This is a genomic window from Bacillus sp. 5mfcol3.1 (assembly GCF_900114335.1).
Classification (GTDB): domain Bacteria; phylum Bacillota; class Bacilli; order Bacillales; family Bacillaceae_G; genus Bacillus_A; species Bacillus_A thuringiensis_S.
Window position 1 is genome coordinate 1,286,797 of record NZ_FOST01000002.1, and the last position, 17,827, is coordinate 1,304,623.

Genomic DNA, 17,827 nt, shown 5'->3' on the forward strand with positions numbered 1-17,827 from the left:
AATAATTTTTAGAATATTTTAAAAATAACTTTACAAAAGCGGAAAAATTAGTAGAATATTAATTAATAAGAATTTTCTGATAACTAGTTATTAGAAAGTCTATCAAAAATGGTTTCGTACATATAATTGGGGAGGGTACAAAAATGAAGAAAAAGATGAAAAAGTTCACGGCGGTTGTAGCGCCAGTTTTAGCAATGAGTATGGCGTTGACAGCGTGTTCTGGATCTGGTGGGGAGAAGAAATCAACTACGACGTCTAGTGGTGGTGGGGAAGAGAAAAAAGCTGAAATTAAATATGCAGCGAAACAAGTATTAAATCGTACAGAAAATCAAGAAATTCCGACGATGGATGTTTCAAAATCTACTGATACATTAGGTTCTCAAATTTTAGGGAACACAATGGAAGGTTTATATCGATTAGATAAAGATAATAAGCCAATCCCAGCTGTGGCAGAATCTAGTACGAAAAGCGAGGATGGCAAAAAATATACATTTAAACTACGTAAAGATGCAAAATGGTCAAACGGTGATCCTGTAACAGCGAAAGATTTCGTATACGGATGGCAGCGCTTACTCGATAAAAATACAGCTGCAGAATATGCGTTTATCGCTTTCTATATTAAAAATGCAGAAGCAATTAATAAAGGTGAAAAACCTCTAACAGATTTAGGAGCAAAAGCGGTAGATGATTATACACTAGAAGTAGAATTAGAAAAGCCAGTACCGTATTTCTTGAATTTAATGGCATTCCCATCGTACTATCCTTTAAATGAAAAGTTCGTAAAAGAAAAAGGAGATAAGTTCGGTTTAGAAGCAGATACAACGTTGTATAACGGACCGTTCGTTATGGCGTCATGGAAACATGAACAAGGATGGCAATTAAAGAAAAATGATCAGTATTGGGATAAAAAGACTGTGAAATTAGAAGAAATTAACTATAGTGTAGTAAAAGAAGTTGCGACGAAAGTAAACTTATATGATACAGGATCAATTGATTTTACACTATTATCAGGAGAATTTGTTGATAAATATAAATCGAACAAAGAGGAGTACGGTGAGTATTCAGAAGCAAGTACATTCTTCTTACGTTTAAATCAAAAGCGTAACGGACAAGATACACCGTTAAAGAGCAAAAAACTACGTGAAGCAATCGCATTATCAATTGATAAAAAAGGTTTAGCGAACGTTATTTTAAATAACGGTTCAAAAGCAACAGATCAATTAGTACCAAAAGGGCTTGCGACAGGGCCTGACGGTAAAGATTACCAAGATACATTTAAAAATGGTCTAAAATATGATCCGAAAAAAGGTGCAGCAGCTTGGGAAGCAGCGAAAAAAGAACTTGGAAAAGATCAAGTGACAATTGAACTACTAAGCTATGATGATGGAACTGCGAAAAAAATTGCTGACTATTTTAAAGATCAAATTGAGAAAAACTTAAAAGGTGTAACGGTTAACACGAAAATTCAGCCGTTCAAACAAAAACTGAAATTAGAGTCAGCGCAAGATTATGAAGTTTCATTTGCAGGTTGGAGCCCAGATTATTCGGATCCAATGACGTTTATTGATATGTTTGAATCGAAGAGCCCATATAACCAAATGAGTTATTCGAATCCAAAATATGATGAAATGGTAGCGAAAGCAGGTAATGAATTATTGTCTGATCCGAAGAAGCGTTGGGAAACGTTAGGAAAAGCAGAGAAATTGTTCCTTGAAGAAGATGCAGGATTAATTCCTTTATATCAAACAGGTAGAGCGTATGTAATGAAACCGAATGTTAAAGGAATTGTGAAACATAACATCAGTCCAGAATATAGCTTTAAGTGGGCTTATGTAACGGAAGGGAAATAATAAAAAAGAGCGTTTTAAAGGTAGATAAATGACTTTTAGAACGCTCTTTTACTATTAAATTAAATAGAGAAGAATAAGAAAAGTGGTACTTACATATAGTAGATGTGGGAGAATTCGTATAGTAGTAATAGATTGTTATTGAAGTAAATAAATTAATTATTATGAATGTTTTTAAAAATACTTTACAATTCGAGAAAAATTAGTAGAATGATAATTAGTAATAATTTTCTGATAATTTAAATTAGAAATCTCTCAAAGTTAGTTTCGTACATATAATTGGGGAGGGTACAAGAATGAAGAAAAAGATGAAAAAGTTTACGGCGGTTGTAGCGCCAGTATTAGCAATGAGTGTGGCGTTAACAGCATGTTCTGGATCTTCTGGTGGGGAGAAGAAAACGACTACGACGTCTAATAGTGGCGGGGAAGAGAAAAAATCCGATATTAAATATGCGGCACAGCAAGTAATGAATCGTACAGAAACGAATGAAATTCCGACGATGGATACTTCTAAAAATACAGATACGTTAGGTTCTCAAATTTTAGGAAACACGATGGAAGGGTTATATCGTCTAGATAAAGATAACAAGCCAATTCCAGCGGCGGCAGAATCTAGTACGAAAAGCGAGGATGGCAAAAAATATACATTCAAATTACGAAAAGATGCAAAATGGTCAAACGGTGATCCTGTAACAGCGAAAGATTTCGTATTTGCATGGCAACGTCTAGTAGATCCAAAAACAGCTGCTGAGTATGCGTTTATTGCTTACTATCTTAAAAATGCAGAGGCAATAAATCAAGGGAAAGCAGAAGTTTCTACATTAGGTGTAAAAGCGGTAGATGATTATACGCTGGAAGTTGAACTAGAGAGACCAGTACCATATTTCTTAAATTTAATGGCATTCGCGTCATACTATCCATTAAATGAAAAGTTCGTAAAAGAAAAAGGAGATAAATACGGTTTAGAGTCTGATACGACAGTTTATAATGGACCGTTTGTACTTACTGATTGGAAGCATGAACAAGGTTGGAAATTAAAGAAAAATGATCAGTATTGGGATAAAAAGACTGTAAAACTAGAAGAAATCAACTATAGTGTAGTAAAAGAACCAGCTACAAGAGTAAATTTATATGATACAGGTGCGATTGATTTTACACTTTTATCAGGTGAATTTGTTGATAAGTATAGAAATAATAAAGAAGAGTTTGGTGCATATTCAGAAACAAGTACGTTTTACTTGCGTCTAAATCAAAAACGTGGTGGGCAAGATACACCGTTAAAGAGTAAAAAATTACGTGAAGCAATTGCATTATCAATCGATAAGAAAGCTTTAACGAATGTCATTTTAAATGATGGTTCAAAACCAGTGGATTATTTAGTACCAAAAGGTTTAGCAGCTGGACCAGATGGTAAAGATTTCGCAGAAACGTTTAAAAATGGTTTAAAACAAGACTCTAAAAAGGCAGCAGCAGCCTGGGAAGCTGCGAAAAAAGAACTTGGAAAAGATCAAGTGACAATAGAGCTATTAAATTATGATACTGGTAATGCGAAAAAGGTTGGGGAGTATGTAAAAGATCAAATTGAAAAGAATTTAAAGGGTGTAACAGTAAATATTAAACTTCAGCCATTTAAGCAAAAACTAAAATTAGAATCAGACCAAGATTATGATTTCTCATATGGCGGCTGGAATCCAGATTATGCGGATCCAATGACATATCTTGATATGTTTGAAACGAAAAATTCACAGAATCAGATGAGCTATTCAAATTCAAAATATGATGACATTATTAATAAAAGTAAGACGGAATGGATGGCTGATGCAAAAAAACGTTGGACAGAGCTAGGGAAAGCAGAAAAACTGTTACTTGAAGAAGATGTAGCGCTCGTACCTTTATATCAAAGTGGTAGATCGTATGTTATGAAACCAAATGTAAAGGGAATTGTAAAACATAATATTAGTCCGGAATATAGTTTCAAATGGGCGTATGTAGAAGAGAAATAATAAAGTGAAATTTTAACCAGTGGGGATTTTTCCTCATTCCCCTGTGAAAGAAAAGAGCATTTTCAAGTTGCGGTATCGCACTTGAAAATGCTTTTTTTCTATGCACGATTTTTTTCTGGATGAATATATGTATTATAGAAAACTTGAAGGAGAGTCCTATGAAACGAAACACATACATCGATTTCCTAGCTTATTACGGAATAGGAAGTGCTCATCCTGGTGGTTTTACGTTAACAAAACAATTGTTAGCACAACTGCCTTTTAAATATGGAGCGAATGTCCTTGAGATAGGTTGCGGTACGGGGAAAACAGCGGCATATATGACAAGGGAATTTGGTTATAAAGTAACAACTGTTGAAAAGAATGAAATTATGATTCAAAAGGCAAAAGATAGATGGTTGTTTGAAGGGTTAGATATACAATTAATTGAAGGAAGTGTAGAGCAATTACCTTGTTTGAATAACTCATTTGAGTTCGTACTTGGAGAATCAATCATCGCTTTTACAGAGAAAGAAAGGGTTATCTCGGAGTGTTACCGTGTATTACAGCAGGACGGTAAGCTTGTTGTCATTGAAATGATTATTGATAGGCACATTGATAAGGATGAGGAAGAAAAAATCGCCCAATTATATGGCATGAAAGAACTATTAACTGAGAATGAGTGGGTACAATTATTTCAGAAAGCAAATTTTAAAAGAATTACAATTGCTGGCGGTGGCACGATTGCAGAAACGATCTCTGGTTATGTAGAAGAGCCAGAGTGGAATGTATCCTCACATATTCCGAATGAGTTATATGAGGCGTGGGTACAGCATGAAAATGTACGGCTTATGTACCAACACATTTTAGGGCATCGTATTTTTATATGTGAAAAATAAAGAGAAAGAGTTGGCTAAAGGTAGTCAACTCTTTACTATGTTAAATGAAAAATAATGCAGCTAATGTAATTCCGAAGATGAAACCAAATCCGAGTTCAACACCCCAGCCGCCGCCACCACAACTACCGCAACCACGGCCACCACATCCGCAACTGCTGAATCCACCACCGCATCCAAATCCGCAACTATCACATCTGCTAAGGCCGCCGCAAAGGTCACAACCACCGTTTGCATAAGCATCATAGTATCCGAATCCTGAATCAAAAGATGAGCGCTGTTGCACCGGTTCGATCCATACAGAGTTTTTTGTCAAATCGATTATTTTACCTAAATGTATACGGCCATCACGGTCTTCAATCCGAACAACCTTTCCGAAATAACGTCGGCATGTATCATAACATTTTTGTCTATGCATGTTCTTTCCTCCTTCCGCATTACAGTAATACGATATGTAAGGGGGACAAGTGCGGCTTGTACGAATGTCCTATCTATCATAATTGTTATAGGAAAGGGGAAATATAAGAAGAGGATATATAAGGAGGAAAAGGCATGAAATCTACAGATCAGTTTCAGACATACGAAGTACCGTGGGAAGAATTTATTGAAGCGTTGCGAGAGGAAATGAAGAAGCAAGTAGGGGCAGATATTATTGATACAGTAGTTTGCAATTTAGAAGATGGTTTTGAAGTGTATACATATGTGCAGGGGGATTTAGATTTTGAATATAAAGAAGGGCTTGAGAGAAAATACGGAAGTGATGCGAAGATACCTAATGTGTTAACGATAATGTTATTAGCTAGTATTTATAATACAAGTGAAGCGAATATACGCTTGCATGCGGACAATAAAGAAAATCCGATTGTTGAAGTGTATGTAAAGCAATGAAACACGCTGTGAAAAGCGTGTTTTTTATTTATATGATAAAATGTTAGAAAATTGAGAAAGAAGGTGAAGGATTGGGAATTAAACATCTTAATTTAACAGTTACAGATGTAACAGCATCTAGAGCGTTTTTAGAGAGGTATTTTGGTTTGATTTGTAGTGGAACAAGGAGGAATGCCTTTGCAGTTATGCGTGATAATGATGGATTTATACTAACTTTAATGAAAGGAAAAGAAGTTCAGTATCCAAAAACATTTCATGTAGGATTTCCACAAGAAAGTGAAGAACAAGTAGATAAGATAAATCAAAGATTGAAGGAAGATGGATTTTTGGTGGAGCCTCCTAAGCATGTCCATGCGTATACGTTTTACGTTGAAGCACCTGGTGGATTTACAATAGAAGTGATGTGTTAAGTCAAAAATCAAACTTTTTGTTATGTGTTTTTAAAATAAAAAGTAGGAAAAGTCTGTTTTAAGCGTGGAGCTTAAACAGGCTTTTTTACTTATATAATTGGATAGAGAGTGCTAGAAGGAATATTACCAAGTGTATGATCTGTTTACATAATAAAGTTATGGTGGGTTAGTTGTCCTAAAATACAAGTCATATATCTTGTTTCCTCTCATAAATTTAAACATAGGAATTTGTCTACAAAGGTGGCGAAGCCTCATCATGAAAATTCGAATTTGTGCCACGTTCATGTTGTTTCTATTTATATGTTTACCTTTATCAGCTTTTGCAAAAGGAGAGGAGGCAAAGGAAAGGGTCGTTTCACTTGTATATGACGATTCGGGCAGCATGAGAAATAACGATCGCTGGAAATATGCCAATTATGCTTTGCAAAGTTTAGTTGCGCTATTAGATGAAAAAGATAAATTTTCTTACGTTCCAATGAGTAAGCCGAATGATCCATTAAACATTTCGTTAACGAAGGATAAAAGGCAAACAGAAATTGAGGGAATTGGAGCGTGGAAAACGTATTTAAATACTCCATTTAGCGCGGTAGAAACGGCGATGCAATCTATAAAAAAGGAAGCAGATATAGATGGAAAACGTGAATTTTGGCTTATTGTATTAACTGACGGGGCATTTAATGATTTAGAGAAAGATAAGGTTGGCGGAAAAGAACAAATTTTGCAGAAATTAGCCCAGTTTAAGAAAGAAATGGATGCAAAAAAGATATCGTTACACCCAGTCTTAATTACGATGGAAGAAGATTTAGGACAACAAGAAAAAGAACAATTAAACACGTTCAAAGAAATATGGAAGAAAGAGATAAATGGTGTTACTATGCCGTCAAGCGGAGAAGATGGCATTGTAAAAAGTGTAAATCAAGTGGCAGCATTAGTTGCAAATCGTGATCCATTCTCCTCTGTTGAATCGATTGTAAAAACGAAAGTAGTGGGGAAAAGAGTAGAGATTACAACACCGTTTCCATTAAAGCGTATGACGCTTGTACGACAATCGCCTTCTCTGCCCGATTATCAGGTCACACAAATTTCTAAACCATTACAATTACAATCTTCTTTTTCCATACATGCACCAGGAGAAGCAAAATTGTTCGGAAATATAGTTCATATAAGTACGGAAAATCAGGAAGTTATTAAACCAGGAACTTATACGATAGAAGTGGACCAGGACATTGAGAAAGAAGGACTACAAGTACTAGTTGAACCAGCGCTTAATTATACGGTTTCTACTTATGACAAAGATGATAGTAGTCAAAAAAATGTAGAGGAAATGTACGAAGGTGTTACTGCTGTTATTGAAGCAAAGCCTACGGAGTTGCCAGTTCAGTCTTCTTACTTTCAGGCAGAAGTAGAAATAGACGGAAAACAATATCCGATGAAGTGGGACGATAAGAGGCATGTGTTTTATTACGAAACTAAGCTTGGTAAAGGGTTAGTACGCGGGAAAGTTCATATGAATATAAAGGGGTTTTATAGACAGACGAAAGAATTTAAAATTGAAACAGCTGAGAAACCAAAATTATCACTTCAAACTGTTACAAAAGATTATGAAGAAAAAGTGACAAATTTAGAGAATAGTAAACCATTTGTTTTGCAGCCACAGTTAGATGGTAAGCCGATGACAGAAGAAGCTGTAAAAAAACTATTAAAATCTACTGGTGTCACATCTAAACAATCAATCAATTATGAAATAAAGCAACATGGAAATCAGATCTATGTTTATCCTCGTCCCTATTACTCCGACACATTTAATTTTACAGATACCGGCACCGTAGAAGCTACCATCGTAATGCAGGATTCAAAATTACAAGAAGTAAAGAAGAACATAACATTCCATATTCAAGATGCTCCGTTGTATGAAAAATATGCGCTTATTTTTAAGTTTGTCATTCCTATCACTTTATTACTGCTAGTAGTAGGAATCATTGTTTTAGGATGGATTGTTCGGCCAAGATTTCACCGGAAAGCACTACTGTATTATGAATGGGATCAAGAGGTAGCGAAAGATTGGCTATATCAATCTGAGCCAGAATTACTTCGAAATAAATGGTGGAACCATTATTTTGGTATCCCATTTAGAGCAGAAAGAAAAACTGTGCAATCCGTTACATTTATAGCGAAGAAAGGTTCGAAATCTGTCTTTGTAGCGAAAGAATCACAAGTAGTTGGAATGATTATTGATGGGATGTTTATAACAAAAGATGAAGTAGGAATGGAACATAAGACACTATATCCAAATGAACTTTTACTAATTGATAGAGGATATGGTAAGGAGATTTACAAGTACGAATGTGAATAGTAGGTATGGATAAGAAGGGGATGGAGTATTGATTCTCTTTCCCTTTTTTCAAACAAGCAAGAATAGGAAGGTGGTTCACATGACATTACAAGTTCCAACAATATTAATTGGTTTAGGTGGAATCGGTAGTACTGTGACGCATCAAATATATGAAAAACTGCCTGAAGAGCGCCGAAAAAAGGTAGCAATGCACGTATTTGATACAGATGTGAATACATTAAGTAAATTTGATCATATTCGAAAGTTTAAGACACAAACAAGTTCTAGTAAAACGCCTAGGGAGTATATTGCGGGAGATCCAACGATCCCAGAGTGGTTTCCGATGGATCCGACTATACTTGATAAGCCATTAACAGAAGGAGCAGGACAGTTACGCGTCATTTCACGTTTAGCGTTACGTGCTGCGATGAAAGAAGATAAATTGACGTCTTTTTGGCAAGAAATCGAGAAAATTTTTCCGGTTACAAGTGATCAAACGGAATATGGTGTGCGTGTCATTATAGTAACATCACTAGCAGGCGGAACAGGTTCAGGGATGTTTCTGCAAATTGCATTATATTTACGTGAAATGCTTCGGAAGAAATTGCAGCATCATAACATTTTAATACGCGGTGCGTTTTTAATGCCGGATGTTTTAGTAAAGACGAGAACGGTTAGTGCGAAAGAATTTGAAACGGTGCAAGCAAATGGCTATGCATCGTTAAAAGAATTACATGCTATTACGCTCGGTTCTACTGGAGAATTATCAAAACGCGGTGGTGTAACAATTGAATTAGAGTATCGCCCTGATCAAGTAGATGAAGACGGAAGAACGAATCATACAATTAAACAACATCATTTACCGTACAATTATTGTTTCTTATACGATTACGAAAATCTACATGGACACCATTTACACAATTTATCAGACTATATGGAACAGATGGCAAATACAATTTATTTACAGTTATTTAGCCCGATGTCTACAAGTCATTTTGCACAAGAAGACAATCAAATTCAGCAATTAGCAGAATCAAGTGGAAAAGGACGATATTGCGGGGCAGGAACGGCAAAACTCATTTATCCATATGAGCATGTGTTAAAATATTGTGCTTTAAAATGGGCGGTGCAAGGTTTAGATGAATCGTGGCTGCATTTAGATCAACTGTTTCAAGAGAAGAAGCAAAGATACGACCAAGATGTAAAACGTGGGATGCAGCGTGAAAAGCCGGAGAGAGGTAAAAGTTATTTAGAGGACTTGGAGCATCTTGCTACCCGTCCAGAGCAAGCTCATATTTTCTATAGACAAATGTACAATGAAACACGTGAAGGAGCAGAGGGTGGTAAGCTCGGAGTTGCGAAATCAAAACTGTTTTTAGAAGCTGTAGAAAGTTATGTACAACGAACGGTGCAAAAAGATGAGGAATTAAATCGTCTGCAACATGAGTGTAAAATTTCAGCTGCGAAACTGAAAATGATGGAACAAATGAAAGGTGAAGTAGCAAGAGTGGATCACGCGGTTCGTTTATATGCGTATGCGATTCCGAGCCGTGTACATGAACATGTAACGACACTTTTATATGACATGATTGAATCAGACCGCTTTTCACCAAGTGGTTCTGAAGGGCAGTCCTATCAATTAAATACATGGTTTTTAAAGAAAACAGATCCAGTTCACCCAGTAGCAGCACGTTTTATGTTATATGAAATTCGAAAGCAGTTAGTAGAAAAAATGAATCGACTACATGAAAATAATGAACAAAAGCGTAATGTAATTCAAAACTACGATAAAAAATTTAATGTGGGTAATATCGATGGAACGGTAACGGCTGTACGCCGAGTAGAAATTGCTCAACAACAAGGCTGGTTCGGAAAAATGATTAATAATCAGCAACGTTCATTCAAAAGAGAATTTGAAGACATCGTAACGCAATATGTACACAAATTAAATGAATATCGAAAAGAAATGCTATTAGAACTTGTGTATCAATCGCTATATCAGGCAGTTAATAAAATGATTCAATATTGGGAAAGATTTTTTGATAATTTACATGAAACACGTGAAAATTTATTGTTTGAAATCCAAAAGCGCAGTAAGGAATTTGAAGGGAAAACAAACCCGACGAATGTTTATGTATTAGCAGAGGAACAGCTGCAAGAAAAGATATGGCAAGATATGCAGCAACATTTAAATTTAGGTGTACTACCGAAAGATATATCAGCGGAAATTTATATGAGTTTGTATGGGGAATATTGTCGTGATGCGAAAACAGAAGAGATTCAGTCGAAAAAGGTAGAGGATTTCTATCGCGAACATATACTGAGCTATTGTTATGACGAACTGCAAGTACGCTATCGTGATAAATTAGAATTGAATATTATTGAAGCGTTGCGAAAAGAAGCAGATTATAAGAAACGTGATCGCGATGAATACGTGCGTGAAAAAATTGAAGACCTGTTCCATTTAGCAAGTCCATTCATTCCGAAAGTTGCTCATCATAGGGAATTACAATATTGGGGTATACATCCTTCTTTAAAGAAAGAGCTACAAGAGGAATTGATTCAAGAAATGTTTAAAGAAAAAGATACAGTACACGAAGCCTTTTCGCCATTTGAAGTGATCTGTTATCGAGCACATTATGGCTTATCGCTGCAAGATTTTCCTAAATTATCATCAGGACATATTTCAAACGGATTTATGAATGATAAAGGGGACTATTTCCAATCGTATTATCGCCGTGTAAACAAATTAAATAGTAAAAAATCTAGTTTAACGCCGCATTTAGATAAGTATTGGCACTTACCAGCCTTTATGCCAGATTTGAATGTGACTCAAACAAAATTAGATTATGATAAATGTAATCGTGCATTACTATACGCATATATGTATCGCTGGATTAGTTTAGTTGCTGTTGATGGACAGTTTGTGTATCAATATAACGGTGTGGGACGTAGCTTTTTAATTCAGTCGATGGGAAAAAATATTTCAAGCGAAAGTTATAAATTACACAGAGCATTGCTTCATAATCCGTTTATTTATGAAAACATCTTGTCACGATTTGAAGAAGAGCAAGAAAAGGCGATGATACAAGGTGGACATTTATATACACATCCGTTCGTATTAGGAGCCCAAGATGTAAGATGGCTTAGAAAAGAACATGTCCACAATCTTTTAGACATGATTTTAATGTATGACCGTGAAGCGAAGTATGATCCGACGTTAGAAGAAACATCAGATGAATTATTAAGACTATTCCTTGATGAAATCGAGTTGTATTTCCAGAACTATTACGGTACAGGTGCTGATATGGTTGCAAAGAAAGAGAAAGAAATGTTTATTAAACAATTGTGGGATCGCTCGCATGCGAAAGGATATGTAGATCCAAATAGCGCTCCGTATAAAAAATGGCAAAATTTATTAAGTATTCAAGATGAAGAAGAAACGCCAAAAACGAATGTATAGTGAATGAAAAGGGAATCCTTAAAAGTGGCAATACAACTTTAGAAAAGAGGGATTCTGATGCCGTTTTTAGGAAGTGTATATCAAATATTTGGGTTATATCCGGAACTTTATTATGGGATGATTTCAGCAGAGTTGCAAGAGGAAGCTCAGAAGGAGCATCTTGAAAATAGTAGTGCAGAAGCTGAAGTGGAAGAATAAAAAAAGTGCAGATGAAAATCTGCACTTTTTTGTTAGTATTAAAATGGTGAAATAACCTCAAATCAATTATTATTTTTGAATAATAATTAATTTGAGGTTATTATGATTTTCATTACATTGTATGTAATGAAAATCAATGTAATAAAATGAATATGAATATTAAGGTGGAAAACAACAATGTTTTTTAAGAAAATAATTATGTATAAAAATAACATTTGATACATAATCAACCGATTATTTTTGAGTGATTTATTATTGACAATATAATTAATTGTATGATAAATTCAATCAGCATTCTTAATGGTTTTTTGGTATGATTAATATTTTGAAAATTCAATATGGTATAAGAGATTGAATTTTCTGTTTTTTATGAGGTGGGTTACTAAGTCTATAGGGGAAGTGAACTATGTATATTTTTATTTTTAAAATAGAACAGTAATAAAGAATGTAACAAGTAAGAGATAAACTTGAAAAAGAGGTTTCAAAGAATGAGTCTTTTCATAAAGAAAGCAATGGATGAAGAAAAGAAAAAAGTATTGAATCAAACTTTAGGAGCGATTGATTTAACTCTTTTAGGTATTGGAGCAATTATTGGTACAGGTATTTTCGTATTAACTGGTATTGTAGCAGCGAAACATGCTGGTCCGGCGATTGTATTATCTTTTGTATTAGCGGCAATTATATGTGCATGTGTAGCTTTCTGTTATGCTGAATTTGCATCTACAGTTCCAGTTTCGGGAAGTGTATATTCATATACATATATGACACTAGGTGAGATTTTTGCATTTATAGTTGGCTGGTGTGTTATGCTGGAGTATTTATTAGCGACTTCTGCGGTTGCAGCAGGCTGGTCAGCATATTTTCAGTCATTGCTACTAGGTTTTAATATTCACATTCCTACGGTTTTTGCTTCGGCACCAGGAATGGGGAAGGGTGGAATCATTGATTTACCAGCAGTTCTTATTATTTTAGTTGTTACATTTTTATTAAGCCGTGGTGCAAAAGAAAGTGCACGAATTAATAATATAATGGTTATTATTAAACTGGCTGTTATTGTAGGATTTATTGTTGTAGGGACACAATATGTAAGACCAGAGAATTGGCAACCATTTCTACCGTTTGGTTTTCACGGTGTGGTAGGGGGCGCTGCTACTGTATTTTTTGCTTTTTTAGGATTTGATGCAGTTGCAACAGCCGCAGAGGAAGTGAAGCGTCCACAACGTAACGTGCCAATTGGGCTACTTGTTTCCTTGTTCATTTCTACCGTTCTATATGTAGGTGTTTCATTCGTGCTAACTGGAATGGTTCCGTTTACGGAATTAAATGTTGCTGATCCGGTTGCATATGCGTTGCGCACTGTAGGAGAAGATAGAATTGCTGGGTTGTTATCGGTGGGAGCGATAGCGGGGCTAACAACAGTTCTGTTAGTAGCTATGTTTGCATTTGTTCGTGTATCTTACTCGATGAGTCGAGATGGACTGTTACCAAAAAGACTTTCAAGTGTCCATAAACGTTTACAAACTCCATTTTTTAATACGTGGGTTACAGGTATACTAGCAGCTTTATTAGCGGGATTAGTGGATTTGAATTTATTAGCTAATTTAGTGAATATGGGAACGATAACAGCATTTGTGTTTGTATCTATAGCTGTCATTGTATTAAGAAAGACGCATCCTGATATGAAGAGGCCATTCCGTGCCCCTCTAGTACCTTTTTTACCTATCGTTTCAATAGTAAGTTGTATATATTTGGCTTTGAACCTTTCTAAGCTTACTTTAATTAGTTTTGTGGCATGGATTATAATAGGCGTTTTCATATATTTTGTATATGCTAAAAAACATAGTAATGTTAGAAATGGAAATAGAGTATAGTCCATTGAAATAATACTTGTAATGGAAATGAAAACACGCTACTTATTCATATAAGAATAAGTAGCGTGTTTTTTCTATTTAATAATCCCATTTTCTAAAATTTTAATAGTTGGTGCCACTTTCACATTAGCTTTTGAAAAGGAACTTGGCCAATCATCTTCAACTTGTTTCCATTCTTCATATTGAAACGCTCTCGCATAATCACCAAATCCGAATGGATCAAGCTGCTGTTTTTGAATTTTGTGGATTAAATCGTTTAAATCATTGTTTAGTTGTTTTGTAATAAGAGAAGTTAATTTTTTTCTATCATTTTCTATATCCATGTTGAATGTAAGTTCAGATACGGCAATTTTTAAATCCATTTTAATATTAAATTTGAAGCGGTTATCGCTATAGTCTGTACCGATATCATGACTCATACTAAGAACATTTATTGTTATAAAATCGTCGCCTTTTGTATCTTTTAGATGGCTATTACTTTCAACTAAATTAGAGGGGATTTTCATTGTAAGTGAAACGGGTATATTAGCTTTCTTTTGCACCATAAGAAGAAGGGCACTTTCGTAGCGATTTAAAGACATCTTATAAGTTCCACGAGAGGTTAATAGTGCCGAACCGGTAACAATAACATCTTTCTTCCCTTTTTTTATTTCTGAAATAGCAGGAGTTACGCCTTTATTAAAAGTTTGTCTATGAAATTCATGGAATGTCGTAAACACGGTCCGATTGTATAGTTTGTTCGTATTAATTAAATCTGTTAAATATTCAGGAAGAGCAGGCTTATCTTTGAAATTATTATATATAACAGAAGAAATGGGGCCATCTACTGCAACCATGCGCATATTCCCTGTATTTTTAGGGTCGCGATACCAAACATCCAGATAAGGCATAGCTCCTTCTTGTTTTAAAAAATTCGTGCTAAACAATATAAGCTGTAACTTTTCTGTGGACACTAAACCGCTGCTTGAACTGTTAAACGTATCTTTTGCTTCTCGGGGTGTATGTACTTTCGCTTCATGAATTTCGTACTTTTTCTCTACATCTTCATTGAAAATAGGGTTTACGTGATACACAATTAATTTTCCTTTTGCTTTTGCGTCAAAACCGTAAATTAATGAGATGGATTGTTTTTCTAAATCAAGCCGATCTTCACAACCTGCTAAAAAAATTATGAGAAAACAAAATATAATAAAATGAATAAAGCGTCTCATTTAAACTTTTCTCCTTTTCCAATGCTGATAAAGTGTCATGTATAAGAGAAATACAACTGGGAATAGAAAAACGATAAAATAACTAGCGGTTCCCCAAAATTCCCGCAACGCACTTATCTGATAAGAAGAAGGGATATAAAATAATAAGATGAAAATACACCCGAATAATAAAAAATAAATAGGTAATGAACTGCCTTTTTTGTTAAGTAATTGATTAATGCCATCTGAAGCAGTAAAAATATAAGGAATACAGGAATCAAAAATAATAAAGAGATAAAATGACAAAAAGATAATTTCAAACCGCTCAAGAAATGAGAAGTGAAACGGTGTAACAAGAGAAAGAGTCGGCCATAAAAACTTTGTTATACCATCTGGACTAAAATAAATAAAAGAAACGAACGTGATTTGAAGATAAATAAATAACGTAATCAAATTTGCAATAACAATTCCTTTTTTTGCAGATGCTTTGTTAGTTAAATAAGGATAAAGGACAAACGAAAACTCGAATCCGAGAAACGCAATGATAGTTGATTTTACGGTGTTTATAATTGGTAGCCATCCTTCCTTGATAAGAGGAAGAAGATATATAAAATGCCCATCTTTAAGAGGAATAAATAATAATAATGGCATCCAAAGTGTAAAGATGACAGTGAAAACAGCAAAACGACTAATAATAAGTGCTCCTTTACATGCAAGCATAAGCATTGGAATAGATAGCAAAATCATAATTAAAGACATAGGAGATCTAGGTAAAATCCAAATATGAATAACGTATAAGAGGGAAAAAATTAAGGAAACAGCTGCGAGTACAGCATATAAAATCCAAAAAATCATTACTACTCTTCCTAGCCATTTTCCAAGATAGCGTATCAGCACATCAAGTAAAGTATATCCTGGATGTTTTTCCATGATTTTTACAATACATAGACTGACTAAAGTAGTAATGACACATCCGATAATAATAGACATCCAGCCATCTGTATTCGCTCCTTGTGCAACTTCACGCGGAAGTGTAAGTACGCCGAATCCGACTTGAACACCACTAATAGTTAAAATGTATTGAAATAAAGTGATCTCCCTCTTTGCACGTTTTGTCACTAATTCTCCTCCTTTTCTTCAACATCTCTTTGCCGGTTATCTTGTTTTAATTGTAGAGATAGTGGCCGTTTCTTCATAATTTTCCATGGGAAACGTATAAGGGTATCTTTTAAATCCGAAGCATATGACGGAGAAAAAGGACTACCATATGGTACACCAAGTGATTCCATAGAAAGAATATGGATGATAATGATTGCCATTCCAACCATAATTCCAATGACGCCAAATAAAGAGGCGGCTATCATCATTGGGAATCGAAGAAGCCGAATTCCTGCTGACATTTCTAAGTTAGGAATAATGAAGGAGGCAACCGCAGTAATTGATACGACGATAACCATAACGTTACTCACAATCCCAGCTTGAACCGCAGCTTGTCCAATTACAATTCCTCCTACGACGCCGATTGTTTGTCCAACAGGACCAGGAAGCCGAATCGCTGCTTCTCGGAGCATTTCGAGAACTAATTCCATTAATAAAGCTTCTAATATGGGAGGAAAAGGAATTTTGGCTCGAGATTCTCCAATCGTTAACAACAATTTGAGCGGAATCACTTCATAATGGAAGGAAATCATAGCAATATAAAGAGCAGGAGCAAATATTGCAATAAATAGCCCAGTGAAACGAAGGAGTCGTATAAAAGATGGAATCATAGGTCTGAAGCTGTAATCATCTATCGTCTGAAAGAAGGATGAAAAGGTCATAGGTCCTATTAATACGCCTGGTGAGCGATCTACAACAACGGCAATTCGCCCATTCAAAATATGATGTGCTGTTGTGTCAGGACGTTCAGTGATAGACAATTGTGGGAAGAGAGTATAGGAATTATCTTCAACAAATCCTTCTAATTCACCGGTAGTAAGAATAGCATCTACTTTGATTGATTCAATGCGGCATGCCATATCTTGTACAACATCTTCGTTTGCAACATCTGCAAGATAAAGTAAAAAAACTTTAGAGGTTGCTCGTTCGCCAACAGTGAATTCCTTCACTTTTAATTCGCGATTTGGAATATAGCGACGAATAAGTGCGATACTATCACTTGCCACTTCATTAAATCCTTCGTGTGAGCTTTTTATGGAAGTCTCTGTTGTAGGTTCTTCAATACTCCTTTTTGGCGCCGCTTGCGTATCTAGTTCTAAAGCTGATAATTGCCCGTTTATAAATAAAATACTTTTGCCGTGTAAGAGAGATTGCTCAATGTCTATCCACTTCTGAACTTTTTTAATATTCCCTATAGAAACAGAAGATTCCCAAAAATCATCTTCATTCCATTCTTTAAATAAGAGAGGACGAAGAATATCTACATTAATAACAGTTTTATCTACAAGTCCTTCCATATATATAAGAGCAGCTTCTTTTCCGTTTTTTAACGGGAAAGTGCGTGTAATTAATTCTGGAATACCACTAAATAATTTGGATAAGTGTTTAAGATTAAGCGGCATGGAGGAAGAAATTTCTTTATTTAATACAGTTTCAGATTGCTCATGTGTAGAGAAAGATTTTTCGCCCCTTATCCATTTTCGAAAAGATCCCATATATTCACCTTATTCCTCGTTGAACTTTATATGGGTTATTATGGATAGTTACATACAGACATATGCGCAGTTTAAAATTTATATTGTATATTTGTA

13 protein-coding genes are annotated in these 17,827 nt (G+C 35.1%); 9 read left to right on the forward strand and 4 right to left on the reverse strand.

Annotated features, from left to right (window positions below; all coding sequences use genetic code 11):
- The first annotated feature begins 143 nt into the window (after window positions 1-143).
- The 3 genes from BM089_RS16145 (at window position 144) to BM089_RS16155 (ending at window position 4,728) form a co-directional block, all read left to right on the forward strand.
- On the forward strand, window positions 144-1,850 hold the full coding sequence (locus BM089_RS16145; protein ID WP_000728442.1) for a peptide ABC transporter substrate-binding protein: 1,707 nt from the start codon (window positions 144-146) through the stop codon (window positions 1,848-1,850).
- 293 nt (window positions 1,851-2,143) lie between these two features.
- Window positions 2,144-3,850, forward strand: a complete 1,707-nt coding sequence (locus BM089_RS16150) for a peptide ABC transporter substrate-binding protein (protein WP_053563837.1) — start codon at window positions 2,144-2,146, stop codon at window positions 3,848-3,850.
- A 158-nt stretch (window positions 3,851-4,008) separates the two neighbouring features.
- Window positions 4,009-4,728 (forward strand): class I SAM-dependent methyltransferase, encoded by a 720-nt coding sequence (locus tag BM089_RS16155; protein ID WP_090977402.1) that lies wholly within the window; start codon window positions 4,009-4,011, stop codon window positions 4,726-4,728.
- 40 nt (window positions 4,729-4,768) lie between these two features.
- Here BM089_RS16155 and BM089_RS16160 read toward each other — a convergent pair whose 3' ends face one another.
- Window positions 4,769-5,143, reverse strand: a complete 375-nt coding sequence (locus BM089_RS16160) for a hypothetical protein (protein ID WP_090977404.1) — start codon at window positions 5,141-5,143, stop codon at window positions 4,769-4,771.
- Between the two features lie 134 nt (window positions 5,144-5,277).
- Between BM089_RS16160 and BM089_RS16165 the strand changes: the two genes are divergently transcribed.
- From BM089_RS16165 to BM089_RS16190, 6 genes are all read left to right on the forward strand, one after another.
- The gene (locus BM089_RS16165) at window positions 5,278-5,613 is read left to right on the forward strand and encodes a hypothetical protein (protein ID WP_000842905.1); all 336 of its coding nucleotides are present in this window, start codon (window positions 5,278-5,280) and stop codon (window positions 5,611-5,613) included.
- 71 nt (window positions 5,614-5,684) lie between these two features.
- A complete protein-coding gene (locus tag BM089_RS16170; RefSeq protein ID WP_090977406.1) occupies window positions 5,685-6,023 on the forward strand; it encodes a VOC family protein in 339 nt (112 codons plus the stop codon).
- 256 nt (window positions 6,024-6,279) lie between these two features.
- Window positions 6,280-8,376 (forward strand): vWA domain-containing protein, encoded by a 2,097-nt coding sequence (locus tag BM089_RS16175; RefSeq protein WP_000702065.1) that lies wholly within the window; start codon window positions 6,280-6,282, stop codon window positions 8,374-8,376.
- 79 nt (window positions 8,377-8,455) lie between these two features.
- Complete coding sequence (locus BM089_RS16180) at window positions 8,456-11,818, forward strand: tubulin-like doman-containing protein (RefSeq protein WP_090977408.1); 3,363 nt, start codon at window positions 8,456-8,458, stop codon at window positions 11,816-11,818.
- Between the two features lie 57 nt (window positions 11,819-11,875).
- Entirely contained in the window at window positions 11,876-12,016 is a 141-nt protein-coding gene (locus tag BM089_RS16185) for a hypothetical protein (protein WP_001116193.1), read from the forward strand.
- A 488-nt stretch (window positions 12,017-12,504) separates the two neighbouring features.
- On the forward strand, window positions 12,505-13,887 hold the full coding sequence (locus BM089_RS16190; RefSeq protein ID WP_139213272.1) for an APC family permease: 1,383 nt from the start codon (window positions 12,505-12,507) through the stop codon (window positions 13,885-13,887).
- Between the two features lie 74 nt (window positions 13,888-13,961).
- Here BM089_RS16190 and BM089_RS16195 read toward each other — a convergent pair whose 3' ends face one another.
- From BM089_RS16195 to BM089_RS16205, 3 genes are read right to left on the reverse strand one after another with little or no spacing between them, the layout of a single operon-like run.
- Window positions 13,962-15,098 (reverse strand): Ger(x)C family spore germination protein, encoded by a 1,137-nt coding sequence (locus BM089_RS16195; protein WP_071714656.1) that lies wholly within the window; start codon window positions 15,096-15,098, stop codon window positions 13,962-13,964.
- A complete protein-coding gene (locus BM089_RS16200) occupies window positions 15,099-16,196 on the reverse strand; it encodes an endospore germination permease (RefSeq protein ID WP_090977410.1) in 1,098 nt (365 codons plus the stop codon).
- Window positions 16,196-17,731 (reverse strand): spore germination protein, encoded by a 1,536-nt coding sequence (locus BM089_RS16205; RefSeq protein ID WP_090977412.1) that lies wholly within the window; start codon window positions 17,729-17,731, stop codon window positions 16,196-16,198. The genes BM089_RS16200 and BM089_RS16205 overlap by 1 nt, the downstream gene beginning before the upstream one ends.
- Window positions 17,732-17,827: the final 96 nt, after the last annotated feature.

Coding starts and splice junctions, on each gene's coding strand:
- BM089_RS16175 (WP_000702065.1), top strand. CDS start 6,280: ATGAAAATTCGAATTTGTGCCACGTTCATGTTGTTTCTATTTATATGT.
- BM089_RS16190 (WP_139213272.1), top strand. CDS start 12,505: ATGAGTCTTTTCATAAAGAAAGCAATGGATGAAGAAAAGAAAAAAGTA.
- BM089_RS16150 (WP_053563837.1), top strand. CDS start 2,144: ATGAAGAAAAAGATGAAAAAGTTTACGGCGGTTGTAGCGCCAGTATTA.
- BM089_RS16180 (WP_090977408.1), top strand. CDS start 8,456: ATGACATTACAAGTTCCAACAATATTAATTGGTTTAGGTGGAATCGGT.
- BM089_RS16155 (WP_090977402.1), top strand. CDS start 4,009: ATGAAACGAAACACATACATCGATTTCCTAGCTTATTACGGAATAGGA.
- BM089_RS16145 (WP_000728442.1), top strand. CDS start 144: ATGAAGAAAAAGATGAAAAAGTTCACGGCGGTTGTAGCGCCAGTTTTA.
- BM089_RS16160 (WP_090977404.1), bottom strand. CDS start 5,143: ATGCATAGACAAAAATGTTATGATACATGCCGACGTTATTTCGGAAAG.
- BM089_RS16165 (WP_000842905.1), top strand. CDS start 5,278: ATGAAATCTACAGATCAGTTTCAGACATACGAAGTACCGTGGGAAGAA.
- BM089_RS16205 (WP_090977412.1), bottom strand. CDS start 17,731: ATGGGATCTTTTCGAAAATGGATAAGGGGCGAAAAATCTTTCTCTACA.
- BM089_RS16195 (WP_071714656.1), bottom strand. CDS start 15,098: ATGAGACGCTTTATTCATTTTATTATATTTTGTTTTCTCATAATTTTT.
- BM089_RS16185 (WP_001116193.1), top strand. CDS start 11,876: ATGCCGTTTTTAGGAAGTGTATATCAAATATTTGGGTTATATCCGGAA.